Source organism: Streptomyces sp. NBC_01546, assembly GCF_045208355.1.
In the GTDB taxonomy this organism is placed as follows: Bacteria; Actinomycetota; Actinomycetes; order Streptomycetales; family Streptomycetaceae; genus Streptomyces.
The window spans coordinates 4,736,670-4,762,806 of the sequence record NZ_CP109379.1; the positions used below are offsets into that span (position 1 = coordinate 4,736,670).

The 26,137-nt window shown below is 71.7% G+C and carries 27 protein-coding genes, 1 tRNA gene and 2 pseudogenes; 15 read left to right on the plus strand and 15 right to left on the minus strand.

What is annotated here, in order from left to right; all coding sequences use genetic code 11:
* The first annotated feature begins 27 nt into the window (after positions 1-27).
* The 3 genes from OHA89_RS21750 (at position 28) to OHA89_RS21760 (ending at position 2,502) form a co-directional block, all read left to right on the plus strand.
* Positions 28-228: a hypothetical protein gene (locus OHA89_RS21750; protein ID WP_251065441.1), complete on the plus strand. Its 201-nt coding sequence runs from the start codon at positions 28-30 to the stop codon at positions 226-228.
* Between the two features lie 190 nt (positions 229-418).
* Positions 419-1,051 (plus strand): sortase domain-bontaining protein, encoded by a 633-nt coding sequence (locus OHA89_RS21755; protein WP_406366881.1) that lies wholly within the window; start codon positions 419-421, stop codon positions 1,049-1,051.
* 146 nt (positions 1,052-1,197) lie between these two features.
* Positions 1,198-2,502 carry an ATP-binding protein gene (locus OHA89_RS21760; protein WP_406366882.1) on the plus strand — a complete coding sequence of 435 codons (1,305 nt, stop codon included), beginning with the start codon at positions 1,198-1,200 and terminating at the stop codon, positions 2,500-2,502.
* Here the strand turns inward: OHA89_RS21760 and OHA89_RS21765 are convergent.
* From OHA89_RS21765 to OHA89_RS21785, 5 genes and pseudogenes are all read right to left on the minus strand, one after another.
* A complete protein-coding gene (locus OHA89_RS21765; protein ID WP_406366883.1) occupies positions 2,405-3,274 on the minus strand; it encodes a nitroreductase/quinone reductase family protein in 870 nt (289 codons plus the stop codon). The genes OHA89_RS21760 and OHA89_RS21765 overlap by 98 nt on opposite strands.
* Before the next feature lie 232 nt (positions 3,275-3,506).
* Positions 3,507-3,579: transfer RNA gene (locus OHA89_RS21770), tRNA-Arg, on the minus strand.
* A gap of 69 nt (positions 3,580-3,648) precedes the next feature.
* Positions 3,649-3,843, minus strand: a pseudogene (locus tag OHA89_RS21775) (flavoprotein); the annotation flags it as partial.
* Positions 3,844-3,902: 59 nt separating this feature from the next.
* Complete coding sequence (locus OHA89_RS21780; RefSeq protein WP_215149186.1) at positions 3,903-4,301, minus strand: molybdopterin-binding protein; 399 nt, start codon at positions 4,299-4,301, stop codon at positions 3,903-3,905.
* A gap of 118 nt (positions 4,302-4,419) precedes the next feature.
* Entirely contained in the window at positions 4,420-5,697 is a 1,278-nt protein-coding gene (locus OHA89_RS21785) for a M6 family metalloprotease domain-containing protein (RefSeq protein ID WP_257555843.1), read from the minus strand.
* A 248-nt stretch (positions 5,698-5,945) separates the two neighbouring features.
* Between OHA89_RS21785 and OHA89_RS21790 the strand changes: the two genes are divergently transcribed.
* From OHA89_RS21790 to OHA89_RS21800, 3 genes are all read left to right on the plus strand, one after another.
* Positions 5,946-6,671 (plus strand): TetR/AcrR family transcriptional regulator, encoded by a 726-nt coding sequence (locus OHA89_RS21790; RefSeq protein ID WP_266609413.1) that lies wholly within the window; start codon positions 5,946-5,948, stop codon positions 6,669-6,671.
* A gap of 71 nt (positions 6,672-6,742) precedes the next feature.
* Positions 6,743-8,278 (plus strand): MFS transporter, encoded by a 1,536-nt coding sequence (locus tag OHA89_RS21795; RefSeq protein ID WP_215149183.1) that lies wholly within the window; start codon positions 6,743-6,745, stop codon positions 8,276-8,278.
* A gap of 139 nt (positions 8,279-8,417) precedes the next feature.
* On the plus strand, positions 8,418-9,200 hold the full coding sequence (locus OHA89_RS21800; protein WP_266609414.1) for a dioxygenase: 783 nt from the start codon (positions 8,418-8,420) through the stop codon (positions 9,198-9,200).
* On the opposite strand, the gene OHA89_RS21805 is transcribed toward OHA89_RS21800, so the two are convergent.
* Both OHA89_RS21805 and OHA89_RS21810 read right to left on the minus strand, forming a co-directional pair.
* The gene (locus OHA89_RS21805) at positions 9,197-9,841 is read right to left on the minus strand and encodes a Uma2 family endonuclease (protein WP_266609415.1); all 645 of its coding nucleotides are present in this window, start codon (positions 9,839-9,841) and stop codon (positions 9,197-9,199) included. The two genes, OHA89_RS21800 and OHA89_RS21805, sit on opposite strands and share 4 nt — an antisense overlap.
* A gap of 103 nt (positions 9,842-9,944) precedes the next feature.
* A complete protein-coding gene (locus tag OHA89_RS21810) occupies positions 9,945-10,484 on the minus strand; it encodes a GNAT family N-acetyltransferase (protein WP_266609416.1) in 540 nt (179 codons plus the stop codon).
* Positions 10,485-10,679: 195 nt separating this feature from the next.
* On the opposite strand from OHA89_RS21810, the gene OHA89_RS21815 reads away from it, so the two are divergent.
* Entirely contained in the window at positions 10,680-11,657 is a 978-nt protein-coding gene (locus OHA89_RS21815) for an RNA polymerase sigma factor RpoD/SigA (protein ID WP_215149180.1), read from the plus strand.
* A 64-nt stretch (positions 11,658-11,721) separates the two neighbouring features.
* Here the strand turns inward: OHA89_RS21815 and OHA89_RS21820 are convergent, their stop codons facing one another.
* Positions 11,722-12,663: a helix-turn-helix transcriptional regulator gene (locus OHA89_RS21820; RefSeq protein WP_406366884.1), complete on the minus strand. Its 942-nt coding sequence runs from the start codon at positions 12,661-12,663 to the stop codon at positions 11,722-11,724.
* A gap of 63 nt (positions 12,664-12,726) precedes the next feature.
* Between OHA89_RS21820 and OHA89_RS21825 the strand changes: the two genes are divergently transcribed.
* Positions 12,727-14,343, plus strand: coding sequence for an MFS transporter (locus OHA89_RS21825; RefSeq protein WP_406366885.1), 1,617 nt, complete (start codon positions 12,727-12,729; stop codon positions 14,341-14,343).
* Positions 14,344-14,570: 227 nt separating this feature from the next.
* Here the strand turns inward: OHA89_RS21825 and OHA89_RS21830 are convergent, their stop codons facing one another.
* Positions 14,571-15,341 (minus strand): DUF6227 family protein, encoded by a 771-nt coding sequence (locus OHA89_RS21830; protein WP_266609418.1) that lies wholly within the window; start codon positions 15,339-15,341, stop codon positions 14,571-14,573.
* Positions 15,342-15,533: 192 nt separating this feature from the next.
* On the opposite strand from OHA89_RS21830, the gene OHA89_RS21835 reads away from it, so the two are divergent.
* Positions 15,534-16,184, plus strand: a complete 651-nt coding sequence (locus OHA89_RS21835; protein WP_406366887.1) for a vitamin K epoxide reductase family protein — start codon at positions 15,534-15,536, stop codon at positions 16,182-16,184.
* Between the two features lie 83 nt (positions 16,185-16,267).
* Here OHA89_RS21835 and OHA89_RS21840 read toward each other — a convergent pair whose 3' ends face one another.
* Entirely contained in the window at positions 16,268-16,681 is a 414-nt protein-coding gene (locus OHA89_RS21840) for a rodlin (protein WP_266609419.1), read from the minus strand.
* 271 nt (positions 16,682-16,952) lie between these two features.
* On the opposite strand from OHA89_RS21840, the gene OHA89_RS21845 reads away from it, so the two are divergent.
* On the plus strand, positions 16,953-17,408 hold the full coding sequence (locus OHA89_RS21845) for a hypothetical protein (protein ID WP_406366888.1): 456 nt from the start codon (positions 16,953-16,955) through the stop codon (positions 17,406-17,408).
* A gap of 142 nt (positions 17,409-17,550) precedes the next feature.
* The gene (locus tag OHA89_RS21850) at positions 17,551-17,790 is read left to right on the plus strand and encodes a chaplin (protein ID WP_030845163.1); all 240 of its coding nucleotides are present in this window, start codon (positions 17,551-17,553) and stop codon (positions 17,788-17,790) included.
* Positions 17,791-17,858: 68 nt separating this feature from the next.
* Here OHA89_RS21850 and OHA89_RS21855 read toward each other — a convergent pair whose 3' ends face one another.
* From OHA89_RS21855 to OHA89_RS21875, 5 genes are all read right to left on the minus strand, one after another.
* Positions 17,859-18,206: a hypothetical protein gene (locus tag OHA89_RS21855; RefSeq protein ID WP_266609421.1), complete on the minus strand. Its 348-nt coding sequence runs from the start codon at positions 18,204-18,206 to the stop codon at positions 17,859-17,861.
* 180 nt (positions 18,207-18,386) lie between these two features.
* The gene (locus OHA89_RS21860) at positions 18,387-18,710 is read right to left on the minus strand and encodes a hypothetical protein (protein ID WP_406366889.1); all 324 of its coding nucleotides are present in this window, start codon (positions 18,708-18,710) and stop codon (positions 18,387-18,389) included.
* 35 nt (positions 18,711-18,745) lie between these two features.
* Positions 18,746-19,555 carry a chaplin gene (locus OHA89_RS21865; protein WP_406366890.1) on the minus strand — a complete coding sequence of 270 codons (810 nt, stop codon included), beginning with the start codon at positions 19,553-19,555 and terminating at the stop codon, positions 18,746-18,748.
* A 136-nt stretch (positions 19,556-19,691) separates the two neighbouring features.
* On the minus strand, positions 19,692-19,925 hold the full coding sequence (locus OHA89_RS21870; protein ID WP_322975545.1) for a chaplin: 234 nt from the start codon (positions 19,923-19,925) through the stop codon (positions 19,692-19,694).
* A 184-nt stretch (positions 19,926-20,109) separates the two neighbouring features.
* A complete protein-coding gene (locus OHA89_RS21875) occupies positions 20,110-20,520 on the minus strand; it encodes a rodlin (protein ID WP_215149169.1) in 411 nt (136 codons plus the stop codon).
* 310 nt (positions 20,521-20,830) lie between these two features.
* On the opposite strand from OHA89_RS21875, the gene OHA89_RS21880 reads away from it, so the two are divergent.
* The 4 genes and pseudogenes from OHA89_RS21880 (at position 20,831) to OHA89_RS21895 (ending at position 26,134) form a co-directional block, all read left to right on the plus strand.
* Positions 20,831-22,006 (plus strand): DUF3344 domain-containing protein, encoded by a 1,176-nt coding sequence (locus OHA89_RS21880; protein WP_406366891.1) that lies wholly within the window; start codon positions 20,831-20,833, stop codon positions 22,004-22,006.
* Between the two features lie 19 nt (positions 22,007-22,025).
* Positions 22,026-23,214, plus strand: a pseudogene (locus OHA89_RS21885) (glycosyltransferase family 4 protein).
* A complete protein-coding gene (locus tag OHA89_RS21890; RefSeq protein ID WP_406366892.1) occupies positions 23,211-24,722 on the plus strand; it encodes an exopolysaccharide biosynthesis polyprenyl glycosylphosphotransferase in 1,512 nt (503 codons plus the stop codon). Before OHA89_RS21885 ends, OHA89_RS21890 begins: the two are co-directional and overlap by 4 nt.
* Entirely contained in the window at positions 24,722-26,134 is a 1,413-nt protein-coding gene (locus tag OHA89_RS21895) for an O-antigen ligase (RefSeq protein WP_266609423.1), read from the plus strand. Before OHA89_RS21890 ends, OHA89_RS21895 begins: the two co-directional genes overlap by 1 nt.
* Positions 26,135-26,137 lie beyond the last annotated feature (3 nt).

Sequence of the window (26,137 nt, forward strand, 5' to 3'; positions counted from 1 at the left end):
GTGCTTCCCGAGGGAGTTGACGACGGGATGAGCAAAGAGCAGAAGCAGAACTTCCGAGCGGCGTTCCAGGCTCAGGAACCGGACCGGCCGCCGCGTCCGGCGGGCCACGGCTTCGACGGTATGTTGCGGACCAAGGTCAAGGGCGGGGCGCACACGAAGGCGGCCCTGAAGCGGGCCGGGACTCCGCAGGGCGACCGCATCGGCGAGCGCAGCAGAGGGCTGAGCTGAACTGATCTGACCCTTTCGCGACGCCCTTCCGGCTCCGGCCGGAAGGGCTTTTCCGATGCCTCGCGACTGCGGTCACGACTGCCGTCACGACTGCCGTCACGACTGCCGTCACGACTTCGCGGGGGAGCATCCGGACAACCGTTACATTGCCGACGGATGGCCCACACATGCCCCTCGTAACGTCATTCGTATGACCCGTACCCTCGCCCCCGCCCGCCGCGTACTGGCGGTGACCGTCCTCGCCGCCACCGTCACCGGCACCCTCGCCGCCTGCGGCTCCGGCTCCGGCCCCGAGCTGCCCCCGGACCCCAAGGTCGGCAGCACGGCGGCCCCGGCCGCCGACACCGGCGGCCGCGCACCGGCCCTGCCCCGGTCCCGGCCGACCGGCATGAAGATCGACGCGGCGGGCGTGGACGCGAAGAAGATGGTCGACCTCAAGGTGGACGCCGCCTCCGGCGAGCTGGGTGTGCCCAACGCCGACACCGACGCGAACAGTCCCGGCTGGTGGACCGAGGGCGTCACTCCGGGCGAGAAGGGCGTCTCCGTCCTCGTCGCGCACTTCGACACCAAGTACGGCCCGGCGCTGATGAAGGACGTCAAGAAGATCAAACTCGGCGATCTCGTCGAGGTGCCGCGCGAGGACGGGAAGACGGCCAAGTTCAAGATCCGCGAGATCGAGGACGTGAACAAGGAGGACTTCCCGACCGACAAGGTCTACGGGGACACCGGCCGTCCCGAGCTGCGCCTGCTGACCTGCGGCGGCGAGCTGAAGGACGGCCACCGCACCAACAACGTGATCTTCTACGCCGATCTGGTGGCGTAATCCGGCGCCCGCCGCGAGCCCGCCCGGGCGGGCGCATTACCGTGACCTGACGGGGGGACGGTCACGGACCGTCCGTGTCTCCACACCAGTCAGGCACCAGTCAGGGACGGACGGGTCCGCAGGATCATGAACGAGACCAGCGCACCATGAGCCTTCGGCTGCCCGCCTGGACCTCGACCCTGACCTGGAAGGCCGCGGTCTTCATCACCCTCATGTGCTGCGGGCTCGCGGCACTGCTCGGCGGCCTCGTCCACAACGCCATGACCCACCAGACGGTCGGCACGGCGCGCGAGAAGGCTCTCGCCAAACTGGACCGGACCATCGTGGCGTACGAGATCGGCGCGCGGATGGCGCGCGGCGAGGGCATCGACCCCGTAGGCCTGCCCCCGGAGCTGCGCGCAATGGCGCTCAGCGGCAAGCGCGCCACGGTCATCGGCGAACACCGCGGCCGCGCCGCGATGTGGGCGGCGGCGCCGGCCGACCACGACACCGCGATAGCCGTCTCCGTCGACTTCACCGCCGCCGAGCGGACGATCGCCGAGCTGGACCGGGCCATCCTCGGCTCCTCGGTGCTCGCCATCGGCGGCACCCTCCTCATGGGCGCGCTCGGCGTCACCCGGATCACCCGGCGGCTGCACCTGACGGCCCAGGTGGCCCGCCGGATCAGCGCGGGCGACCTGGACGCGCGGGTCGACGACCGTGCGCGCAACAAGGACGAGGTGGCGGCGGTCTCCCGGGCCCTGGACACGATGGCCTCCTCGCTCCAGCGCAAGCTGGAGGCGGAGCAGCGGTTCACGGCGGACGTAGCCCACGAGCTCCGCACCCCGCTGACCGGCCTGAACGCGGCCGCCGAGCTCCTGCCGCCGGGCCGGCCGGCCGAACTCGTACGAGACCGCGTCCAGGCAATGCGCGCGCTGACCGAGGACCTCCTGGAGATCTCCCGGCTGGACACGGGCAGCGAGCGCGTGGAGCTGGACGCGTACGACCTGGCCGGGCTGGCGGCCCGCACGATCCGCGCCTCGGGCACCGACACGCGGCTGGAGGTGGTCTCGTCCCTGCGGGTGGAGACCGACCGGCGCCGCCTGGAGCGGATCCTCGGCAACCTCGTCGCCAACGCCCACAAGCACGGCGCGGCCCCGGTCACCGTCAGGGTGGACGGCCGGACCCTGACCGTGACCGACGCGGGCCCCGGCTATCCGGAGTACCTGCTCACCGCCGGCCCGCAGCGGTTCCGTACGGAGGGCATGAACAAGGGCCACGGCCTGGGCCTGACCATCGCCGCCGGCCAGGCCCGAGCCCTCGGCGCCACCCTCGCCTTCCGCAATCCGCAGGAGGGCGGCGCCGAGGCCCGCATCACGCTCCCAGAGCCCGCAGCACCGGCAGCAACTGCGCCTCTTCGCCGTCGAGATGTGCCTCCAGCTCCCGGCTCAGCCGCTCCACCCGCTCGCTGAACCCGGCTCCGGGCCCGTCCAGCGCGCGTACCAGCTCCTCCTGGAGCCGCGCGATGACACGGTGCTCGGCATCGACCCTGCGGAAGAACTCCCGCATGTGGGGGTGCTGTTGCTCCAGGTACGGGAACAGTCCGGCGTCCTCGCTGCGGTGGTGGAACTCCAGCGTCTGGCAGAACGCGAGGCAGTGCTGGCGCAGTTGCAGCCCGAGCGAGCCGGGCCCGCCGCCGCGCGCCTGCTCCCGTACGAGGGCCAGCTGGGCCCGTAGCCACCCGTGCACCTCGAGCAGCTTCCCGGCGATCCCGCCCTCGCCGGCGGGCGCCTCGTGCGTGCGCTGGAGCGCCACGACGGGGATCACCCGCCGGGTCCGCTCCTGGTACTCCCCGTACCCGGGCGCCTCGCCCACGACGCGCGCGAACAGCTCGTCCCGCCGCGCCCCTTCGGCGGGTACGGCGACGGCCTCGTACTTCTCGGTCCCGGTCTCGACCTCTACGAGGGGACGCGCGAGCAGGTTGTGATACCAGGCGGGATGCCGGTCGGCCCCGGCCGCGGACGCGACGACGAGCAGCTGCCCGCCGCCGTCCGCGCCGTCCGCACCCTCACCGTCCTCCCGTACGAACCCGAGGGGGACGGTGTGCGGCTTCCCGGACCTGGCCCCGGTGGTGGTGAGCAGGATCAGCTCGGAGCCTTCGAAGGGCCCGCCGACCCGGCCGGCGTTCGCCCTGAACTCTTCTATGACGGCTTGATTGAAAGATGCGGCGCTGAATGACGACATGGAGTGTCGATTCCTCACGGTGTGTATGCGTGCGATGGCAGCGAAACAACCGAGGGAGATCACCCGTAGCCGGTGGCGTACATGCCCATGGGCCCGGTCCTTCAAGAACAGGTGCCTGCCCGACCACCGCCCGGCCCACATCTCAGTAGGCGGCGTCACGCGACACGGGCGCCATACAACCACAACGAAACGAGGACCCCCAGCCGATTGCGGCGGGGGGTCCTCGTGGTTGTGCCCTCGGCAGGATTCGAACCTGCGACACCGGCTTTAGGAGAGCCGTGCTCTATCCCCTGAGCTACGAAGGCGGGGGTCAGTCGATGACCGCTGACAGCCTAGCGGATCGTGTTGCACGGATGCGCCCCCAATAGTTCAGGTCAGCAGCCGCCGCCGACGGCGGGCGGGGCGCCGATCCGCAGGGTGGCCGGGGTGGCGCAGCAGCCGCCGCCCGTCCGGTCCGGTGCGGGCTCGTCGTAGAGGCCCGCGCCGCCGCACACGCCGGTTTCGGGGAGGGTGAGTTCGACGCGCTCGGCGGTTTCGCGGTCTCCGGCGAGGGCTGCGGCGCGTCGGCGGCCATGAGATCGACGCGAAGAAGCAGGCGAAGTAGAAGAGGGGCCGGGTGTCGGCCGGCTCAGTCGCGGTCGATGTGCACGCTGGTCGACTTCACCCGGGCGGTGGCCCGCATGCCGACCTCCAGCCCCAGTTCCTCGACGGCCTCCCGGGTCAGCAGGGACACCACGCGGTGCGGTCCGGCCTGCACCTCGACCTGGGCCGCGACGTCGCCGAGCTTGATCCCGGTCACGATCCCGGGGAAGGCGTTGCGGGCCGAGGTGTACGGGGCGTCCGCGTCCTCGGCGGAAGAGGCCTCCTGGGCGGCCTCCACGCAGAACGCCGCCAGGTCGGGGCCGTCGACGATGCGGCGCTTGCCGTCCCGGCGGGTGGGAAAGCGGTCGGCGTCCGCCCACCGCCGGGCGGTGTCGACGCTCACGCCCAGCAGTCGCGCGGCCTGTCCGATGGTGTAGGACTCCATGCGCCCCACCCTAGACGCGCGTCGGCGCCGCACGACCGCCGGTACGCCGGCCACGCGGGCGGCCCCCGGCCCGGACGTGCCGGGCCGGGCCGGGGGGCCGGACTTCCGCCCGTGAACCTCAGGGCCGGATGATCCGCACCTGGAAGCTGCCGTTGCGCAGTTCGCCCACCACCGAGACGCTGATGCCCGCCTTCTCGTCGGTGAACGTCTCGCCCGGCCGGAACGGCGCGTCCGACAGCTCCGCGTGCACGTTGGGCCGCCGGGTGCAGCCGCCGCTCGTGCTCGTGCTGTCCGACACCGTCACCGGACCGCGCCCGGTGTCCACGTCGGAGTCCACCTTGTAGATGAGGACGCCGGGTTTGCAGACGGACTCGTCGTTCCCGGCCTGCGTGCGCACCTCCACCGCGTACCCGGCGCTCTCGGACACCGGGACGAAGGCCAGCTTCGTCCCGCCCGAGACCGCCAGCGGCGACAGGACGTGGTCGCTGGCGCCCGACTTCGACGCGCAGCTGATCTGCGTGCTGTCCAGCCAGCCCAGCTTCCACTTGTGCCAGCCCAGCAGGTCGTTGTTGGAGCCCCAGTCCTCGCTCATGATGTCCCAGTGCCCGACGGTGCTCCCACCGTCGGCGGTGTACAGGTCGGGCAGCCCGAAGATGTGCCCGTTCTCGTGCGGGAGGACCCGGTAGCCGGTCTCCCGGTAGGTGCCGGAGCCGTCGTCCTGACGGCTGTAGACGAAGGACGTGTTGGCGAGCGGCACCCCGTCGGCGACCGGCGCCTCGCCGTTGCCCGAGAAGGTCACCGACAGGACGGTGTCCAGGGCGGACGGCCCGGCGTTCGGGGTGATCAGGATGTTGATCAGGTCGTACTTGCTGAAGTCCACCTCGGAGTCGGCGACCTTCGCGATGTGCTCGACGAGCTGCCGGTAGCCCGGTTCGTACGCGGACCCGCGCTCGATCCCGTACGCCGCGAAGGGCATCGGCATCCGCAGCCAGGTCCTTATCGGGGCCTCGGCCCGGTAGCTGAGCCGGCCGTAGGAGCTGGTCCGGAACCAGTTGGAGGTCTGGGGGAAGAACTCCGCCAGCCGGTCCAGGGCCGTGCCCTCGCCCTTGGCGTCAGGGAAGTCGATCATCAGGTTCAGCGCCTTGACCTCGCCGGTCGAGCGCGCGTACCCGGGCGGCGTCGGCAGCCCCTCGGACATCTGCACGCCCATCGTGCCGGCGATCCGGCAGGGCGCGAGGGCCGACTCGGCGGTCGTGGCCACGGCTCCGGCCGCCGACTGGCCGCGGCTGGATATCCCCGTGCTCGCTGTCGCCGTGACGCCGAGGGCCAGCGCGGTCAGGGCGATGTACGCGCTGGTTCGGCGTGGTCTGCGTATCCGCCGGCCGGTCTGCGACATGAAGATCGCCTTCGGGTCCGCGGCAGCCGGCCCTCTCCGGACTGCGCTCTGTTCGTCACCCTCCGACGGCTGCGGCGCGCCCGCGCGCCGGGAGAGGCCGAACGTGGATCGGTGCGTGACTCAGGTCACACGGAGGAGTGAAATAACCGGGGAGCCGATCCCCGTTTGTACGTGAGTCCCACGAAGTGGGGACAGGCTCCCCGTTTGGGCGGGGGCCGTACGTGATCACACGCCAGGAAGGCCCCGGAATGAAGCGCCCCAGCACCACCGCCCCGGCGGCCCTGCCCGTCCCGGGAGCGGCCGTGGGCCTGGCGGTGCCCGAGGTCCAGTGCGTGGCCGACGGCGCGGGCCCCGTCCCGCGCCCGCGCGCCGACGCCGTCCGCAACCGCGAACGGATCCTGGCGGCGGCCCGCGAGGCCTTCGTCGAGTTCGGAGCCGCGGCCCCCTTCGACGAGGTCGCCCGCCGGGCGGGCATCGGAAACGCCACCCTCTACCGGCACTTCCCCGACCGCCCCACCCTCGTCCACCACGTCGTGCTCTACGTGATGGAGCGGGTCAGCGCCCAGGCCGAGGCGGCGCTCGCCGAAGAGCCCGACGCCTTCGCCGCGCTGTGCCGGTTCACGCACGCCGCCGCGGACGAGCGGATCGGCGCCCTGTGCACCATGCTCGACGGCGACTTCGACTTCGAACACCCCGAACTCATCGCGGTGCGCAGCGCCTTGGAGGCCGGTGTCGAGGCCCTGCTGACGACCGGCCAGGACGCCGGACTGGTCCGCACGGACATCGGCGTCGGCGACCTGGTGGTCGCCCTCTCCCAGCTCAGCCGCCCCCTCCCCGGCACCGCCTGCCTCGACACGGACCGCTTCGTCCACCGTCATCTCCAGCTCTTCCTCGACGGGTTGCGGGCCCCGGCCCGCTCCGAACTGCCCGGTTCGGCCGCCACGTTCGACGACCTGAGGCAGAAAACCATGTGACACACCCAGAGCTTCCTTACTAGGTTTTTCCGGTCTATTCAGTCATTCCGCACAGTGAAACGGGTACACCCATGCCAAAAACAGCCGCGACACCGCCGCTGGCCGCAGATCCCAGCCGCTGGAAGGCGCTCGTCTTCATAGCCCTGGCGCAGCTGATGGTCGTCCTCGACGCGACCATCGTGAACATCGCCCTCCCCTCCGCCCAGACCGACCTCGGCATCTCGGACGGCAACCGCCAGTGGGTCATCACCGCGTACGCGCTGGCCTTCGGAGGACTGCTCCTCTTCGGCGGCCGCATCGCCGACAAGTGGGGCCGTAGGAACGCCTTCATCGTCGGTCTCATCGGCTTCGCCCTGGCCTCCGCGCTCGGCGGCGCCGCGAACGGCGAGGCCATGATGCTGGGCGCCCGCGCCCTCCAGGGTGCCTTCGGCGCCCTCCTCGCCCCGGCGGCCCTCTCCCTGCTCGCGGTGATGTTCACCGACGCCAAGGAGCGCGCCAAGGCCTTCGGCATCTACGGTGCCATCGCGGGCGGCGGCGGCGCCGTCGGCCTGATCCTCGGCGGCGTCCTCACCGAGTACCTCAACTGGCGCTGGACCTTCTTCGTCAACATCCCCTTCGCGATCATCGCGGCCGTGGGTGCCTGGATGGTCATCCGCGACGCCGCCGGCTCCCGCAACCGCGCACCGCTCGACATCCCCGGCGTGGTGCTGTCCACCCTCGGTCTCGTCTCGCTGGTGTACGGCTTCACCCGCGCCGAGTCGGCCGGCTGGTCGGACGCCGTGACCGTGGGCATGTTCATCGCCTCGGCGGCGCTGCTGTCCGCGTTCGTCTTCGTCGAGTCCAAGGTGAAGTCCCCGCTGCTGCCGCTGCGCGTCCTGCTGGAGCGCAACCGCGGCGGTGTCTACCTCTCGCTCGGTCTGGCCGTCATCTCGATGTTCGGCCTGTTCCTCTTCCTCACCTACTACCTGCAGGTCGTGAAGGGCTACTCGCCCGTCATGACCGGCTTCGCCTTCCTGCCGATGATCGCGGGCATGATCACGGGCTCCACGCAGATCGGCGCCCGGCTGATGACCCGGGTCGCGCCGCGCCTGCTGATGGGCCCCGGCTTCCTGCTCGCCGCCACCGGCATGCTGCTGCTGACCCAGCTCGAGGTCGGGTCCTCGTACCCGGCGCTGATCCTGCCGGCGCAGCTGCTCCTCGGCCTCGGCATGGGCACGGCGTTCATGCCGGCCATGTCCCTGGCCACGCACGGGGTGAACCCGGCCGACGCCGGTGTCGCCTCCGCCATGGTCAACACCTCGCAGCAGGTCGGCGGCGCCATCGGCACCGCGCTCCTGAACACCATCGCCGCCTCGGCGACCACCGCGTACCTGACCGACCACGCGGCCGAGGCCGCGGCGGGCGGCGCGGCGGGCAAGCTGATCCAGGCGCAGGCCATGGTCGAGGGCTACTCCTCCGCCATCTGGTGGGCGGTCGGCATCCTGGTCGCCAGCTCGGCCATCGCGCTGACGCTGATCAACACCGGCCGTCCCGGCGCGGGCGGCCCGGTGGCCTCCGGTTCCGGCGCGGAGGACGCCGAGATCAAGATTCCGGTGATCGCCCACTGACGGGGGCGACGGCGACGGGAGTGCCCGTCCGGGAATGACTGAACACCCCGCTTGGTTCAAATTTGAACCAAGCGGGGTTAGTCTTTTCGTGTCGGCCCCGCACCACGGCCCCGACCCCCCCGTCCCGAGGAGCGCCCCGATGAGCTCTGCCCCGACCCGCATGCCCGCGCTCTACCTCAGCCACGGAGCGCCGCCGCTCGCGGACGACCCGGTCTGGCCGGGCGAGCTGGCCGCCTGGTCCGCGGAGCTGCCCCGCCCCACCGCGATCCTGATGGTCTCGGCCCACTGGGAGGAGGCACCGCTCGCCCTCGGTGCCACGCAGCCGGTCCCGCTCGTCTACGACTTCTGGGGCTTCCCCGAGCACTACTACCAGGTCCGCTACGAGGCCCCGGGCGCTCCGCGGCTCGCCGCGTCGGTCCGCAAGCTGCTCCAGGCCCCCGGCACCCCGGTCCAGGACATACCCGACCGCGGCCTGGACCACGGCGCGTACGTCCCCCTGGTGGAGATGTTCCCGGAGGCCGACATACCGGTCCTCCAGATCTCCATGCCGACACTGGACCCGCGCCGCCTGATGGACATCGGCCGCAAGCTGGCGCCCCTGCGCGACGAGGGGGTCCTGATCGTCGGCAGCGGCTTCTTCACGCACAACCTGGCCGCGCTGCGGCACACGGGCGTCCCCGCCTGGTCCGCCGAGTTCGACGCGTGGGGCCACGAGGCGCTGGCCGCGGGCGACCTGGACTCCCTGCTCGACTTCGAGGCCAAGTCCCCGTCGGGCCGCCTCGCGCACCCCCGTACGGAACACTTCGCCCCGCTCTTCGTCACGCTCGGCGCGGCGGAGGCCTCCGGCGACCTCGCCGCCCGCCGGGACACGGTGGACGGCTTCTGGATGGGCCTCTCGAAGCGCTCCCTCCAGTTCGGCTAGGCCGTGCGCAGTGCGCCCGTGATCGCCTCGTCGATGGTGAACCCCTTGGCGGGCCCTTCGGGGACGATCACCTCCGTCCCGTAGGGCATCCGCACCTCGGAGGCATACCGTGCCTCACCCGGCACGGGGCCGGTCAGCACGCTGACGGTGCCGTGCCCGTCGTAGTCGTCGATCATCACGTACACCGGGATTCCGGCCCGCGCGTACGCCCGCCGCTTGCGTTCGCGGTCGCGCTCGAGGGATTCCTTGCCGGGTGACACCACTTCCGCGATCAGCTGGACCGCGGAGGCATCGATTCCGAGACCGTCCTCGGTGACGTGCTCCTCGGCGTCTTCCAAGGCGATGAACACGTCCGGGATCCAGACCTTGCGCTTGTGGATGACGTTCATGTCCTGGCGGGCGACGAACTCGCCCTGCGCGAGGAAGACGACCAGCGCGTCCCGCAGGCGATTGGCGATCCGGCCGTGTGAGTAGCGACCCGTGGGTGACACCTCGATGAACCCCTCGACGATCTCGGCGTGGTAGCCCTCGGGGAGTTCCATGGCTTTCCATGCCTGCCACAGGACGTCGTCCAGGTCCGACGGGGGAGTCGCGACCTTCGGCATTACGGCCTCCAGCGTCTCGTGGGCGAGAGCGGTCATGTGCAGCACCTCCTCTAAGTGTGGGCGTCGCCGGCCGGGCGGCACAAGCGACCCTCTGACGCTAGGGAGGTGCTGTCTCATGCCGAAGGGATATGCCGATGCCTCACTCGGGCGGGTGGCCCGGGCCCGTTCCCAGGGGCTTCTCGTACCAGCGCACGTCCCAGTAGCGGCCGAACTTCCAGCCCGCCTCCGTGAACTCCCCGACCCGGCGGAAGCCGAAGCGTTCGTGGAGGCGGACCGAGGCATCGTTCGGGAGGGCGACGCCGGCGAACACGCGGTGGACCGGCTCCTCGGCCAGCGCCGTGAAGAGGGCGTCGTAGAGCACCGTGCCCACGCCGCGGCCCACCGCGTGCGGGGCGAGGTAGACGCTGGCCTCCACCGACGTCGCGTAGGCCGGTTTCGGGCGGAAAGGGCTGCTTGTCGCGTATCCAGCGATTCGATCGCCGGTCCAGGCAACCAGAAGCCGGTGCGGGCCGTCTTCAGGGTGGGAGTGCAGCCATGGGCGGCGCTGTTCCGGGGTGAAGACGGCCGTGTCGAAGGTGACGGCGGTCTCGCGGACGTAGTGGTTGTACACATCCGTGAGCGCTGCCAGGTCGGCCTCCGTTCCGGGCCTGACCTGCACCTCTTCGTGTTCTTGCGGCACACTGCCCCCTCTCGTGGCGGGGCAGGATACTGCAAGATCTCGGAAAAGAGGGGGCAACGTGGGAATTCTGTCCCGATTCCAGTCGTTGTTTCCTTCGGAAGCGGGCACTCGGGAGAGTGTCCGGGGACGCACCACCCCGCCAGGGTGGCCGTCCGGCAGCCGCACCGCGACCGAACTCATCGCAAGGGAGCACGCATGGCAACCCGCGCCGTCGCCCGTCGTCAGTCCACGAGCAGCGCCCGCGCTGTGGGCGGGGAGATCGCAGACCGCGACCTGGTCGGCATGTACCTGGACGAGATCGCGCGCACCCCGCTGCTCGACGCCGCCAAGGAAGTGGAGCTGTCCCAGATCATCGAGGCGGGCGTGTACGCCCAGCAGCTCCTCGACGGAGTCATAGAGCGCGAGGGCACGACACCTTCCCGCGAGGAGCTCGAGGCGCTGGCCGCCGAGGGCGAGCGCGCCAAGGAAGTCTTCATCCGCTCCAACCTGCGCCTCGTGGTGGCCGTCGCCCGCCGCTACCCGCGCAGCGGCCTGCCGCTCCTCGACCTCATCCAGGAGGGCAACGCCGGCCTGGTCCGCGCGGTCGAGAAGTTCGACTACGCCAAGGGCTTCAAGTTCTCCACGTACGCCACGTGGTGGATCCGCCAGGCCATCACCCGCTCCATCGCCGACCAGTCCCGCACCATCCGCCTCCCCGTCCACTTGGTCGAGGAGCTCGGCCGGATCCGCCGCGTCCAGCGTGAGTTCAACCGCGAGCACGGCCGGGACCCGGAGCACGCCGAAGTCGCCGCCGAGCTGGACTCGACGGAGAAGCGCGTGGGCGACGTACTGGACTGGGCGCGCGACCCGGTCAGCCTCAACATGTCCGTGGACGACGACGGCGACACGCAGTTCGGCGACCTCCTCGAGGACACCTCCGCCATCTCGCCGGAGCAGTCCGTGCTCTCGCTGCTGCGCAGCGAGGAGCTGGAGGACCTGCTCGGCAAGCTCGACCAGCGCACCGCGTCGATCATCAAGATGCGGTACGGCATCGACGACGGCCGCGAGCGCACCCTGACGGAGGTCGGCAAGCAGCACGGCCTGACCCGCGAGCGGATCCGCCAGATCGAGAAGCACGCCCTCCTGGAGCTGAAGCGGATGGCGCGCGACACCGGCTTCGACGCCGTGGCCTGACCGGCCCGCGTCGCAGCCCCCCGGACGAGCCCCGGTGCCTATCCCCCCCAGGTGCCGGGGCTCCCTACGCCCCGGCCAGCCGCGCGGCCAGTGCGTGCGCCGCCGTGGACAGCGCGGCCGGGGCCTGCACCGTGAACGGCAGTCCGGTCATGGCCAGCCGCGCCACCAGCCACTCCGGAGCGTCCCCGCTCTCGAAGCGGACCCGCGTGCCGTCGTCGCCCGCGCCCGGAGCGGCCGCCTCCCGCAGCCACTCCGGCAGCTCCGCGCGGCCCGCCGCGAAGGTGACCTCCACGGCGTACGTCTGCCGGCCCCGCAGCCCCCTGCGCACGAACTCCCGCGCATCCATCGGCAGCTCCCGCGGCGCGAACCGGGCCCCGGTCGCGAAGGCCTCGCCCACCCGGTCCACCCGGAAGGTCCGCCAGTCCCCGCGCTCCAGGTCGTAGGCGACCAGGTACCACCGGCTCCCCGCACTCACCAGCCGGTACGGCTCCACCAGCCGCCGGGACCGGGCGCCGTCCCGCGCCTCGTACGCGAACCGCAGCCGCTCCGGCCCCGCCACCGCCGAAGCCATCGTCGTCAGCGTCCCCGGGGCCACGCTCGGCCCGTCGCCCCGGGTCAGCGCGACCGTGGCCGACTGCAGCGCGCCCACCCGGTGACGCAGCCGCGACGGAAGCACCTGCTCCAGCTTGGCCAGGGCCCGTACGGAGGCCTCCTCCACCCCCTCGATCGCGTGCCCGGCGCCCGCCCGCAGCCCCACCGCGATCGCCACCGCCTCCTCGTCGTCGAGGAGCAGCGGCGGCATCGCCGCCCCCGCCACCAGCCGGTAGCCGCCCTCCGCCCCCAGCGTGGCCTCGACCGGGTAGCCCAGGTCCCGCAGCCGCTCGATGTCGCGCCGGATCGTGCGGGGGCTCACCCGCAGCCGCGCGGCGAGCTCGCTCCCGGGCCATTCGCGCGGGGTCTGCAGGATGGACAGCAAGGAGAGCAGCCGCGCCGGGGTGTCGGTCATGCATTCCAGGTTGCCAGCGAAATAGGACACCGACTGACCTACATGCCGTCTAGGTTTCTCTCCATGAGCACCGAGACGTCCAAGACATCGCCCGAAAGAGAGAACGGGCCCGTACAAGAAGAGCGGAACGCACTCGCAGAAGCACGTGGCGACGGTGAAGCGTCGCACGAAGCCCCCGGGCACGCTCCCGGGCACGCCCCCGGCGAAGGACCGGCCGACCGCCGCCGCTGGCTGGCGCTCGCCATCGTGATGACCGCGGCCTTCATGGACCTGGTCGACGTCACGATCGTCAACATCGCGATACCCAGCATGCGCCAGAACTTCGGCGCCTCCACCAGCGCCGTCCAGTGGATAACCGCCGGCTACGCCCTCGCGTTCGCCGCGGGCCTGATCACCGGCGGCCGCCTCGGCGACATCTTCGGCCGCAAGCGCCTCTTCCTCATCGGCATCGCGGGCTTCACGGCCGCCTCGCTGCTCTGCGGCATCGCCGCGAACCCCTCGATGCTCGTCGCCTCCCGCATCCTCCAGGGCGGCATGGCGGCCATGATGGTGCCGCAGGTGCTGGCGATCATCCACGCCACCTTCCCGCCGCACGAGCGCGGCAAGGCCTTCGGCATGTTCGGTGCGGTCGTGGGTCTCGGTGCCGTCTCGGGCCCGATGCTCGGCGCGCTGCTCACCGAGTGGAACCTGTTCGGCCTCGAATGGCGCCCGATCTTCCTGATCAACCTGCCGGTCGGCATCGCCGGCGTGCTCATGGGCCGCAAGTTCATCACCGAGTCCAAGGCCCCGCAGGCCCTGCGCCTCGACCTGGTCGGTGTCGTTCTCGCGACCCTCGGCCTGGTCATGCTGATCTTCCCGCTCACCCACGGCCGGGAGAACGACTGGCCGCTGTGGGGCTTCGTGGCCATGGGCGCCGCGCCGGCCGTCTTCGCCGGGTTCATCGCGTACGAGAAGTACAAGATCAAGAAGGATGGCTCCCCGCTCGTCGAGCTCTCCCTCTTCAAGATCAAGAGCTTCGCCGGCGGTGTCGCCGTCCAGCTGACCTTCGGCATCGCGACCGGCATCTTCTTCCTGGTCTGGACGCTGTACATGCAGATGGGCCTCGGCTGGAGCGCGCTGCGCGCCGGCGCCACCGGCATCCCGTTCTCCCTCGGCGTCTCGGCTGCCGCGGGCCTCTCGGTCCAGAAGCTCGTCCCGCGCTTCGGCCGCAAGGTGCTCCAGGCGGGCGCACTGACCATGGCCGCGGGTCTGCTCCTCTACATCTGGGAGTCGCAGCGCTACGGGATGGAGATCGCCTCCTGGCAGATGGCGGCGCCGCTGGTGATCATGGGCATCGGCATGGGGCTCATCGTGGCCCCGATCACCGACACCGTGCTGTCCGAGGTGCCCCGCGAGCACGCCGGATCGGCCTCGGGCCTGATCAACACCACCCAGCAGATGGGCAATGCGCTCGGCCTCGGCCTGACCTCCGTCGTCTTCTTCGGGCTCATCGACGACGACATGGTCCTCGGGGCGCCGTACACCGAGGCCTTCCGCGGTGCGCTGTGGTGGGTCGTGGCCGTCATGGTCCTGATCTTCGCGGTGATGTTCGCGCTGCCGCGCAAGTCGATCCCGATGGAGCAGCGCGAGGGCGGCTCGGAGCACCCGGCCACGGTCCAGGAGAAGGTCCCGGCCGTCTGAGGTCTTCCGGCCCCACTTCACGGACATGCCCGCCTTTGTTGGCGGGCATGTCCGTTTCTCTTTGCTTCACGGCGGGGCGGGCGCCGTCCAGCTCCCCGGCAGCGCCATGCCGACCCCCTCGGACCTGCGCGCCGAAGCGGTCCGGAGCACCCAGGACCTGCCCTTGGACCTCCCCCTGTCGGCACCCGCCACGGCCTGAACCGTCGCCGCCCGAACCGGCGTCGGCGTCACCTCACCCGCGCGCGGAGCTCCATGGCTCCGCGCGCGGCCGCTTCGCTCTCGTACACCTCGCACATGTGCCGCCCGTCCGGCGTCGCCGTGTGCTCGACCTCCCACAGGCTGACCTCGGCCCCGTCGAGCAGGACGAACGCGTGCTCGTACAGGCTGAAGCCGGCGTCCCGCCCGCCCGACGGGCACTGCCGCCCGCCGAAGGACTGCGTGATCTGGTGCGCGTACGCCGACCGCAGCCGCGCCGCCACCTGTTCGCCGGGCCGGTCCGCGTTCTCCGCGCGGCGCAGCACCCGCCGGGCGTGGTCGGCGGACTGCTCCACCGCGTACTCCCGGTGCGGTCGCGTCGACGCCGAGGCCGCGAACAGCGCGCTCAGCACCGCCACATCGTCGTCGGGCTCCTCGTCACCCGGCAGCAGCAGCGGGTCCAGAGCCGCCTCGGACGGGGATTCACCGAACAGCCGGGCCACCGCCAGGCAGGTCTCCGCCTTGCTCGCGAAGAGCTCGTGCCGGACCGTCCGGTCGCCCTCCTGCCGGTACACCAGTTCCCACAGCGACACCGAACCGCCGTCGGCCAGCAGATAGGTGTGCCGGTGGGTCTCCCGCCAGCATCCCGTCGCCGGGCTGTGGTGGGTGGTGTAGAGCGAAGAGCTGTGTGCGAGCGCCGTGCCGAGGCGCTCGACGAGCCTGTCGGGCAGGTCGAAGGAGTTCAGGGCGCGGCCGAGGAGCCGGCCGAGGTGCGCCTCGGTTGTCTCGTACGGATCGCTCAAGGTGGGTCTCCAGGCCGTCGCAGCTTGTCACTTCGCGGAAGCTCAACGTAACCCCTCGCTCTGACATCACGTCCGGGGTTCGGTAAAACGTCCGGGAAGCAACAGGGGTTCCCGCCACACCTTCAGGTCAACTTCCGTACGGAAGGGCATGGTTACGCCCGCTCTGTGATGAAGCGCGGGACTATGGGCCACATGGCAACGAACACAGTGGGCGTCCCCCGCCGGCAGGGGCGGCCCGGCACCCGACACGAGGGCGAACAGGACGCCGCGGCAGCCGCCGGACGGGGGCCGGCCTGGCTGCTGGTCCTCACCGGGGCGGCCGGGGTGCTGGCCTCCTGGGTCATCACCCTGGACAAGTTCCTCCTGCTGGAGGACCCCGATTTCAAGCCCGCCTGCAGTCTCAACCCCGTGGTCTCCTGCGGCAGCGTGATGAAGAGCGACCAGGCGGCGGCCTTCGGCTTCCCCAACCCCATGCTGGGGCTGGTCACTTACGCCGTCGTGGTGTGCGTCGGCGCGGGCCTGCTGGCCGGCGCGCGCTACCGCGGCTGGTTCTGGCTGGGTCTGAACGCCGGAACCCTCTTCGGCGTCGGCTTCTGCTCCTGGCTGATGGTCCAGTCGCTGTACGAGATCAACGCGCTCTGCCTGTGGTGCTGTCTGGCCTGGGTGGCCACCCTGCTGATGTTCTGGGCGGTCACCGCGTACAACGCCCGTACGGGGATCCTGCCTTCGCCCGGCCCGGTACGGGACTTCTTCGCCGAGTTCGGCTGGGCCCCGCCCGCCCTGCACATCGGGGTGATCGCCATGCTCGTCCTCACCCGGTGGTGGGACTTCTGGACCGGCTGACGGCGCGGAACGCGAGAGGGCCCCGGCAGCTGGACGCTGCCGGGGCCCTCGTCGTTTCGCTCCACGGGCACGGGGCCCGGAGATCAGCTGCCGACGGAGGCGTTGCCCGAGAGGACCGGGATGTTGTCCAGGATGTGCGAGAGCGGCTCGTCGCCCTTGGCCTGGGTGGAGTTCTCGGTGCACTGCTGGTTCTGCGGGTTCGACAGGACGTTGATGTCCTGGACGCCGACGTTGGCGATCAGCGCGAACAGGGACTGGGCGTTGACCTTGACCGGCAGGCCGATGCAGGGCTTGTTCAGGGTGCCCTGGACCAGGCCGAGCTGCGGGCTCTGGTCACCGTGGGTCTTCTGGTTGCCGTAGATCTGCTGGGCGCCGTTGCCGTTGACGGTGTTGATCCCGTTGTCGTTGCCGATGGCCATGGCCGGGGCCGCAGCAGCAGCGCCTGCGCCGACGGCGGCGGCGGTGACGGCGGCGGCGGTCATGATCTTCTTGAACATCTTGATCCTTCTGTCGCACGAGTGCCCGCTAACGGAGCGCCCTGGTCAACTGCCCTGCCAGGAGGTTGGTTCCGCTGCTTCACTCAAACGGCCCGTGTGGCGCGAGGTTTTCCCCGGCCCGGGTGAGAGGCCCCCGGACGCCTGCGCGAAGCCCGTACGAAGCGCGCAGTCGGCCCGCCTCCGGTTGCGCTCCGTACGAGGTGTTCGCACGGTGGGTGAGGGAGCGGATCGCTCAGGTCCGTATCCGCGCGACCACGAGAAGGAAACATCCATGCACCCCACGAAGCCCTCCCGCGCCCGCCGCGTCCGCCTCCTTGTCCCTTCGGCCCTCGCCGTCGTCATACTGTCCGGCGCGGCGGCCCCCGCGGGCGCCGTGGAAAGCGACCGTGGAGCCGCGCTCAGCCGGCGAGCCGCGGCCGGCCCCGTCGACGACCTCATCAACGGCATCCTCGAATCCATCAAGGCCCTCCTGCCGCCGGGCATCAGCCTGCCGGACATCAAGATCCCGGAGATCAAGCTGCCGGAGATCAAGCTCCCCGAGATCAAGCTGCCCGAGATCCCGGGGGTCCAACTCCCGCAGATTCCGGGTGTGGAGATCCCGGGGCTGCCGTCGCTCACCCCGCCGGCGCTGCCGGACCCGGCGGACCCGGCGGACCCGGCGGACCCGGTGGAGATCGTGCCGGAGCTCCCCGACGTCGAGGTCCCGGGGATTCCGGACCTTCCGTAACGTCCGGAACGCGCCGTGGTTACGACTATTGAGCTGAACAGGTCTGATCGCGGACGGAACCGTGTCGTCAGGGAAGATGGACCGTTTCGCTCGATGTGAGCCCCGGATCGGGGCAGAACATCGAACAGAAGGTGCACTTCCCATGAACTCTGCCAAGAAGGCCGCTCTGGTCCTGGCCACCGCTGGTCTCGCCGCGGCCGGTGCCGCCGGCTCCGCCGTCGCCGACTCGTCGGCCGAGGGTGCGGCCGTGGGTTCCCCCGGCGTCCTCTCCGGCAACCTGCTCCAGGTCCCGGTGCACGTCCCGGTCAACGTCTGCGGCAACACCGTGAACGTGATCGCGCTGCTGAACCCCGCGTTCGGCAACGTCTGCGTCAACGACTGACGTCGGCTGTAGAACGACTGTGGGCGCCCCGGCCTCGCCGGTGGCGCCCACAGTCATGTTCGGGCCGTTCAGTGGGCGCCGCCGCCGTTGAGCTGCACGCCGCCGAGGAGCGGGGAGGCCTGGGTGGCGCCGTTCGCGAGGCCGAGCACCTCGCCGGGCAGGTTGTTGCGTACCTTGTTGACCCTCTGGACGGTGCCCAGGACCGTGTTGAGGTGGCCGCCCTGTTCGGCCAGTCCGGCGCCCACGGTCTGGGGGAGCGACTCGGAGACGGGGTTCACGGCCTCCGTCACTTCCGTCACCCCGCTCGTCAGGCTCATGGGCACCGCGGAGGGGGCATCGGCGGCGAAGGCGGGGGCGGAGGCGCCGAGGGCGGCTACGGAGCCGGCGACGACAGCGGCGACCTTCGTGAGCTTCATTTATCGAAATCCTCTTCTTTTCGTGGGCAGAGGCGTCGGCGGCGACCGTCGCGCCGCTTTCGCCATGGGTAACGATTCCCCGCCGATCCGGAAACGCGTCGCGCGGGTACATGACAGCGGCCGGAGAATCCGACAAGGGATTCTCCGGCCGATATTTCTTCCGATTACCGGTATTGCCGGTCAGGCGATACGCGACCGCCGGTAAAGAATGGCGCCACCGAGGATCAGTGCCGTGGCGAGGGCCGCCGCGGCCGCGGGCTGGCCCGCGCCGGTCTCGGCCAGCATGGGCCCGGTCACGTGCGCGGGAGCGGGCGCCGGTGCCGGCGCCGGTCCGGGCGCCGGGGCGGGGAGGGGCGTCGGTGCCGCGGCCGCCGGGGGCAGGTGGACGGGAGTGTCACCGGCGGGTGCGGCCGGGGGCTGGTCGGCCGGACGGACGACCTCCGGTGCCGGGTGCTCGACGGGCTGGCTCCCGTGCGGCGGCCGGGGCGCGGGCGCCTCTTCCACGACGGGGGCGGGCGCGGGAACCGGGGCCGGAAGCGTTACGGGTGCCTCCTCGACCGGGGCCGGAAGCGGTGCGGGTGCCTCCTCGACCGGTGCCGGGAGCGGTGCGGGTGCCTCCTCCGGGACGGGCTCCGGCCCGGGAGCGGGGGCGGGCAGCGGCTGGGGAGCCTCGTCCGCCGGCGCGGGGCGGGCGGCGCCTCGGGACTCGGTGCGGGCGCCTCCTCGACCGGGGCCGGGTGCTCCGCGACGGGCTCGGGCATGGGGTGCGGCCGCTCGGGCGCCGGGGGCGCGTGGTGCACCGGCGGCGGCGGGGCGTGCTCGGGGTGGTCGTCGCACTCCTCCTGGCCCTCCTCCCCGCCGGGGCCGCCGTAGCCGTCCTCGTGGCGCGGCTCCTCCTGGCGCGGCTTCGCGTGCCGCGGCCCCTGGCGGGGCTCCTCGTCCCTCGGCTGCTCGTAGCGCGGCGACTCGTGGCGCTGCTCCGGCACCGCGTGCCGCGGTCCCTCGCGCTCCTCGAGGTAGCGCTCGAAGGCCTCGGCGTTCTCGGGGCTCAGGTAGCGCCCGTAGTCGTGGCCGTCGTCGGAGTGCGAGCCGGTGGTGGTGACGCAGGTGTTCCCCATCGCGGGGTTGAGCGCCGCACCTCCGTCCACGCTGTTGCCGCACACGTTGGGTGCGAAGGTGACCGGTACCGAGACGCTGTTGCCGGCCAGCACACCCGGGGAGTGCGAGGCTTCGGCCGTCGCCCCCTGATGTGCGTAGGCCGCGCCGGCCGCGATCGACAGCAGACTCGACGCTGCCGCCGCCGTGAGCATCCCCTTGCCCAGTACCTGTCGGCTCAGTACCTGTCGCATGGGTCCTTCCCTGTCTACCGGCGCTGGTGCCGGTGCTGAATCGAAGGTGGCCTCGGAGTGCACCGCCGTGCACTCCGAGGCCACCCCGAGGAGGTTTGCCCTTGCGGGCGCAAGCGCTTCGTCAGCAGCTGCTGCGTCAGTGGTTGACGCAGACGTTGCCGAACGCGGGGTTCAGCAGCGCGATCACGTTCACGCTGTTGCCGCAGATGTTGATCGGGATGTTGATGGGCACCTGGACGGCGTTGCCCGAGAGGACGCCCGGGGAGCCCACGGCCGCGCCCGAGGCGCCGGCGTCGGCCATCGCGGGGGCCGCGGCACCGGCGGCCATGAGAACGCCGGCGGCCAGGACAACTGCCTTCTTGTACGTCATTTGATTTTCAATCCTTCCCGCAGAGGCGTATCCGCTGCAGAAATAACAACGAGCGGCTCCGGGAAAAGAAACAGTCCGGGTGCCCGGAATTCGGACTTTATTTGGGTTGCTATTCACTGCCCATTCATGCGGCGAGGCCGTCGCGACCGAATTGGTGCGACGGCCTCGCTGGCGCGGGCCTCGATCAGCTGCCGGCGGAGACGTTGCCGGAGAGGATCGGGATGTTGTCCAGGATGTGCGAGAGGGCCTCGTCGCCCTTGGCCTGCGTGGAGTTCTCGGTGCACTGCTGGTTCTGCGGGCTGGACAGGACCGGGATGTCCTGGACGCCGACATTGACCAGAGCAAGCACGGACTGCACGTTGGCCTTGGCGGGCAGGGCGATGCAGGGCTTGTTGAAGGAGCCCTGGATCAGCGCCATCTGCGGGCTCATGTTGCCGTAGGTGGCCTGGTTGCCGTAGATCTGCGAAGCGCCGTTGCCGTTCACGGTGTTGATGCCGTTGTCGTTCCCGATGGCCATCGCCTGCGGCGCCATGGCGGCGCCCATGCCCACGACCGAGGCCGCAACCGCTGCCGTGGCCATCATCTTCTTGATCATTGTCGTCCCTTTTTTGCAGGATTGCCCGGTACTGGAGCATCCGGAACAACGGCCCGGCACCCGCCGGGGTTGCGTGACTTCACCCGGATGCCGCCGTTTCGGACGGCGCGGTTGACGCTCAGGCGTTCCCCTCGGTGTCACGCTGCCGCTCGGGACGCCGTTGGGTCCCGCCCGCGAAGCCGCTCGCCGCGGCCTCGCCCTGCCGCATGCGCGGAATTCCTTTCGGTTCGAACAATGGTGCAAGAGATAACGACCCGCTCGGTTCGAGGGTGCGTGCCATCGCCCAAAAGGCCGTACGAGCGAGTCCGACGTGATTTCCAGCCCGATTTCTGACAAAGTTCACTCCTGTTTTGTTCCCTTGATCGAAAATGGAGACAGGGTCATGGGTTCCTCCCGCAGAATCCTCGGCACGCTCGGTCTGCTGTCCTGCCTCACACTTTCCGCGTACGTTCCCGCGGCGCAGGCGGCCCCCGCGCCGCAACCCCCCGCTCCCAAGGAGATGCCCCGGGTTCCGTTCACCCAGCGTTACCAGGCGGTGCAGCACGGCGGGCTGGTGCGGGCCTCCAACTCCGGCATCAGCTGCCGCCGCGAGGAGTCCCCGCAGGCCGAGCCGTGCGCCGAGGTCAAGCGGGGCGCGGCGGGGGTCAACAGCGACTTCGAGATGTTCTACAGCGAGGTCGACAAGGACCCGGACACCTACAACTCCACCCGGGCCGAGCTCAAGGTCCCGCAGGGCGCGAAGGTCTCGTACGCCCGTCTCTACTGGGGCGGGAACCTGCGGGTGGGCGAGCAGAAGCCGCCGGAGGACAACGGCCGGGTGCTGGTCGCCGAGCCGGGCGGCGCGTACAAGGAGGTCCTCGCCGACACCGTGATGGGCCACAGAACGGACGCGGGCAGCGATGCCTACCAGGCCTCCGCCGACGTGACGCCGCTGGTGCGCAAGGGCGGCGCCGGGATGTGGACGGTGGCGCAGCTCAACATCGCCATGGGCCACTCCGAGGTCGGGGCCTGGGGCGGCTGGACGCTGGTCGTCGCCTACGAGCACCCGCAGGAGCCGGTGCGCCGGATCTCGGTGTGGGAAGGCTTCGAGGCGCTCGCCGCCCGGGCGGGCGACGGGGTGGTCGAGCTGGACGGCCTGGACGCGCCGGCCGGGGCGTCCGGGCGGGTCGGGGTGGTCGCGTACGACGGGGACCGCGGCACCTTGGAGGACTCACTCACCGTGACGGCCGACAGTGGCCGCCGGGTGAGTCTCAGCGATCCGGAAAACCCTTTCAATGACGTCATGAATTCCACGATCACGGAATTCGGACAGCAAGCATTCTTGCGACAGCCGGATTATATGAACAATCTCGGATATGACGCGGACGTGTTCGATCTGAGTCCCGCCCTGTCCGGTGGTGCCCGCAGTCTGAGCTTCAGGTTCACGGGTGAAAGTCAGGGTCATTTCCTCGGTGTGCTCTTCGTTCAGACAGACGCGCGCCGCTGAACGTAGGAGACCACTCCACGTGCCCACACAGCCATGGGCGGCACAGCCCACGACCGTCCTCCATCTCGCCCAGCCCGTAGACGGCGGTGTCGCCCGGGTCGTCACCGATCTCGTGCGCGCCCAGACCGCCGCGGGCCTGCGCGCCGTCGTCGGCTGCCCGCGCGGCGGAACGCTCGCCGGCGCCGCCCGGGAAGCCGGCGCCGAAGTGCTCACCTGGCGCGCCGGGCGGGGCCCCCGGGCCCGGTCTGCCCGCCGAAGTGCTCGGCGTCCGGCGGCTGCTCCGCCGCGTCCGGCCCGACCTCCTGCACGCCCACAGCGCCAAGGCCGGGCTGGCCGGGCGGCTCGCCGCGCGCGGCACCGTCCCCACCGTCTTCCAGCCGCACGCCTGGTCCTTCGACGCCGTCGGCGGGGCCACCGGCGCACTCGCGCTGCGCTGGGAGAGGTACGGGGCGCGCTGGGCCGACCGGGTGCTCTGCGTCAGCGAGGCCGAGCGCCGCGCGGGCGAGGCCGAGGGGATCACCGCCCGGTGGTCGGTGATCCGCAACGGCGTGGACCTCGACCACTTCCGGCCCGGCGGCCCGGACCCCGGCCAGGACAAGGCACGGGCCCGCGCCGGGCTGCCGCTGCCCGCGGCCTTCCGGGGTGACGGGCCGCTCGCCGTCTGCGTGGGCCGGCTCTGCCTCCAGAAGGGGCAGGACATCCTGCTGCAGGCCTGGCCGGAGCTGCTGGGCACCGTCCCCAGAGCCCGCCTCGCCCTCGTCGGCGACGGCCCCGACACCGAACGGCTGCGCCACACCGCCCCCTCCGGGGTGCTCTTCGCGGGCGCTGCCCCCGACATCCGACCGTGGCTTCGGGCCGCCGATCTCGTTGTACTGCCGTCGCGGTGGGAAGGCATGGCGCTCGCCCCGCTCGAGGCCATGGCCTGCGGCCGCCCGGTCCTGGTCTCCGACGTCAGCGGTGCCAGGGAGAGCCTGCCGCCCGGCCAGGGACGGCTCTGCCTGGTGCCACCGGAGGACCCGACGGCGCTGGCCAAGGCCCTGGGACGGCTGCTCGCCGAACCGCGGCTGCTCGCCGAACTCGGAGAGCAGGCCCGGCAGCACGCCCGGACCGACTTCGACGTGCGGCGGACCACGGACGCGGTCACCGGCCTGTACCACGAACTGCTGGGCAGGCCCCGGCCCTTGAACCAGGAGCGCATCAGCCGATGACGATGGACAGCGCACCCGCCCGGCACACCGGGCAGGGCGGCACGGGGCCCGCCGGCGGTGCCGGCATCACTGCCGTACGCCGTGCCGCGACCGCCATCCACCCTCCGCGCGGGCCCAGGGCAGGTCAGGCCCGGCCCGCCGTACGCCCGCAGCGGGTCCGCCGCCTGGACGGGCTGCTCCCGCTGCTCACCGCCGACGCGCTGGCCGTCGTACTCACCGCGACGGCCCTGCCCGGAACGGGCCTGCCGGCCCCGGCGGCCGCCCCGATCGCCGTCCTGCTCACCGCACTGCACGCGCAGGCCGGGCTCTACCGGCCGCGGCTCTCGCCCTCGGCGCTCCTCGAACTGCCCGTGCTGGCCGGGAGGTCCGCCGTGCTGTGGTGCGGCGCGGCCACCGTCGTCGCCGCCGTGGAGCCCGCCCACGCCCTGGGCTGGGGCGCGCTGCTCACCGCCGTGTGCCTTCAGGTCGTACTGGCGTGTGCGGGGCGCGGGTTCGTCAATCAGTTCCGCCGCCGCACGCGCCTCCGCCGGCCGGCCTCCGCCCTCGTGGTCGGACCCGGCGCCGGAGCGGGCGCGGTGGCCGCCGCCCTGTACGGCCGCCCCGAGTACGGGCTGCGCCCGGTCGGGGTCGCCGACACCGGGACGGCCGCCGAGGGCGACACCGGCCCGCTGCCGGTGCTCACCACCCACGAGGACGTCCGGCGCGCGGTCATCCAGAACTCCGTGCGGCACGCCGTGTTCACCCGCCCGCCCGAGGCCGATGAGCGCACCGCCTCCCTGGTCCGCCTCTTCCACGACCACGGCTGCCGGCTCTGGCTCGCCGACCCGGCCGGTACCGCCAAGGTCACCGGGATGCGGGTGGCGCACCCCGCCGACCAGCTGTGGGGGTACGCCGTCCAGCCCCTGCTGCCCCGCCCGGCGCGGCCGCTGGAGCGCTGGGTCAAGCGGGGCCTCGACGCCATCCTCGCACTGGTCGCGCTGGCCGCCGCCGCGCCCGTGATGGCCGCCTGCGCGCTGGCCGTACGGACCTGCGACGGGCCGGGGGTGATCTTCCGTCAGGAGCGGGTCGGCCTGTACGGGCGCCCCTTCACCCTGCTGAAGTTCCGTACCCTGCGCGCCGACGAGCACGAGTCCGCCACCCGCTGGACGGTCGCGGGGGACCGGCGGATGAGCCCGGTCGGCTCCTTCCTGCGCAAGTCCTCGCTGGACGAGCTGCCGCAGCTGTGGAACGTCGTACGGGGTGACATGAGCCTGGTCGGCCCGCGCCCCGAACGGCCGTTCTTCGTCGCCAAGTTCTCCACCGTCCACCCCGGATACGAGGCCCGGCACCGGATGCCCGTCGGCATCACCGGCCTCGCCCAGATCAACGGCCTGCGCGGGGACACCTCCATCGAGGACCGCGCCCGGTTCGACAACCACTACATCGACACCTGGTCGCTGTGGCAGGACCTGTGGATCCTGGCCCGCACCGCGGCCTCCTTCTTCCGCTTCCGGCTGGGGGGCAGCTGATGAGCCTTGCGGTATCCCTATCCCTGAACGGTGCCCGGCCCGACCTGCCGGGGCTGCTGCGGCGGCACTGGCCGCTGCTGCCGCTCGCCGCGACCGTGCTCTTCCTGCTCGCCCCGCTCCCGGCGGGGGACGCGACGGCCTCCGGGAAGGTCGGCCCGGCCGACGCGGCCTCGCTGCTGCTGGTCTTCGTCTGCGCCGTGCAGGCGCTGCGCGGCCGGGTGCGCGGGCTGACTCCGCTGGGCGTGCTCGTGCTCGGGATGCCCGCCGTGGGGCTCGCGGTCGCGACGATGACCGCGGGTGACCCGCACGCCGCCCTGCCGGGCTTCGTGCGCTACCTCCAGGTCTTCGTGCTGGTCCCGGCGGCCGTGGTGCTGCTGGTGCGCGACGCCGGGGAGTTCCGGATCGCCGCCGGGTGCTTCGTGGTCCTGGCGCTGGTGCAGGGCGCGGTGGGGGTCGTGCAGTACGCGACCCACACCGGGGCCTCCTACCAGGGCCAGGACATCCGGGCCGTGGGCACCTTCGGCCCCGGTGACGTCATGGGCATGGCCACCGTGGTGGCGTACGGGCTGGTCGTGGCGACCGCGGTCGCGCTGGCGCCGGGGCTGGGGCAGCGGGTCCGGCGGATCGCCGGGGGTGTGGCGCTGGTGCTGGTGCTGCCGCTGGTGCTGTCGTTCAGCCGGGGCGTGTGGATCGCCACCGTCGGCGCGGCGGTGCTGGTGATGCTGCTGGCCGGCATCCGGCGGGCGCTGAAGGTGCTGCTCGCGCTGGCCGCCGCCGGGGTCGTCCTGGTGGGCGGGCTGGGGGTCGGCTCCGAGATGGTCGCGGAGCGGCTGACCTCCATCACGCAGGTCTCCAGCGCCCCCGACCAGTCGGTGACCGACCGCTACACGATGTGGGCGGCCGCGGAGTCGATGTGGCGGGAGCGGCCGGCGGTGGGGGTGGGGCTGAAGGGCTTCCCGGCCCACCGGGACGGGCACGCCTCGCTGGGGCTCTCCTCGGGCAGCGACACCGCGGGCGCGGGGCAGGCGTACCTGCGCCAGCCGCTGCTCTCCCCGCACAACATGTACTTGCTCATCCTGAGCGAGCAGGGGCTGATCGGGCTGACCGCGCTGGCGGGCGGCTGGGCGGCGCTGCTGGTGGCGGGGGCGCGGCGGCTCGCCTCCGGTGCCGCGGGACGGATCCGGGACTGCGGGCTGATCGCGACCGGGCTGTTCGTGTGGCAGCTGACCGACTTCCTGTACGCGGACATCGGCGGGCCGTCCACCGTCCTGACCGGAGTGATCATCGGGCTTGCCGCCTGGTGGGCCCTTCCCTCCCGGGGGGACGCGGATCCCGGTGGCCCGGGTGGCCCGCCGGTCCGCGCTCCCCGTACGGCCCGGGGCTCGGCCCCTGAGGGTGCGGCCACCCGGTGACGG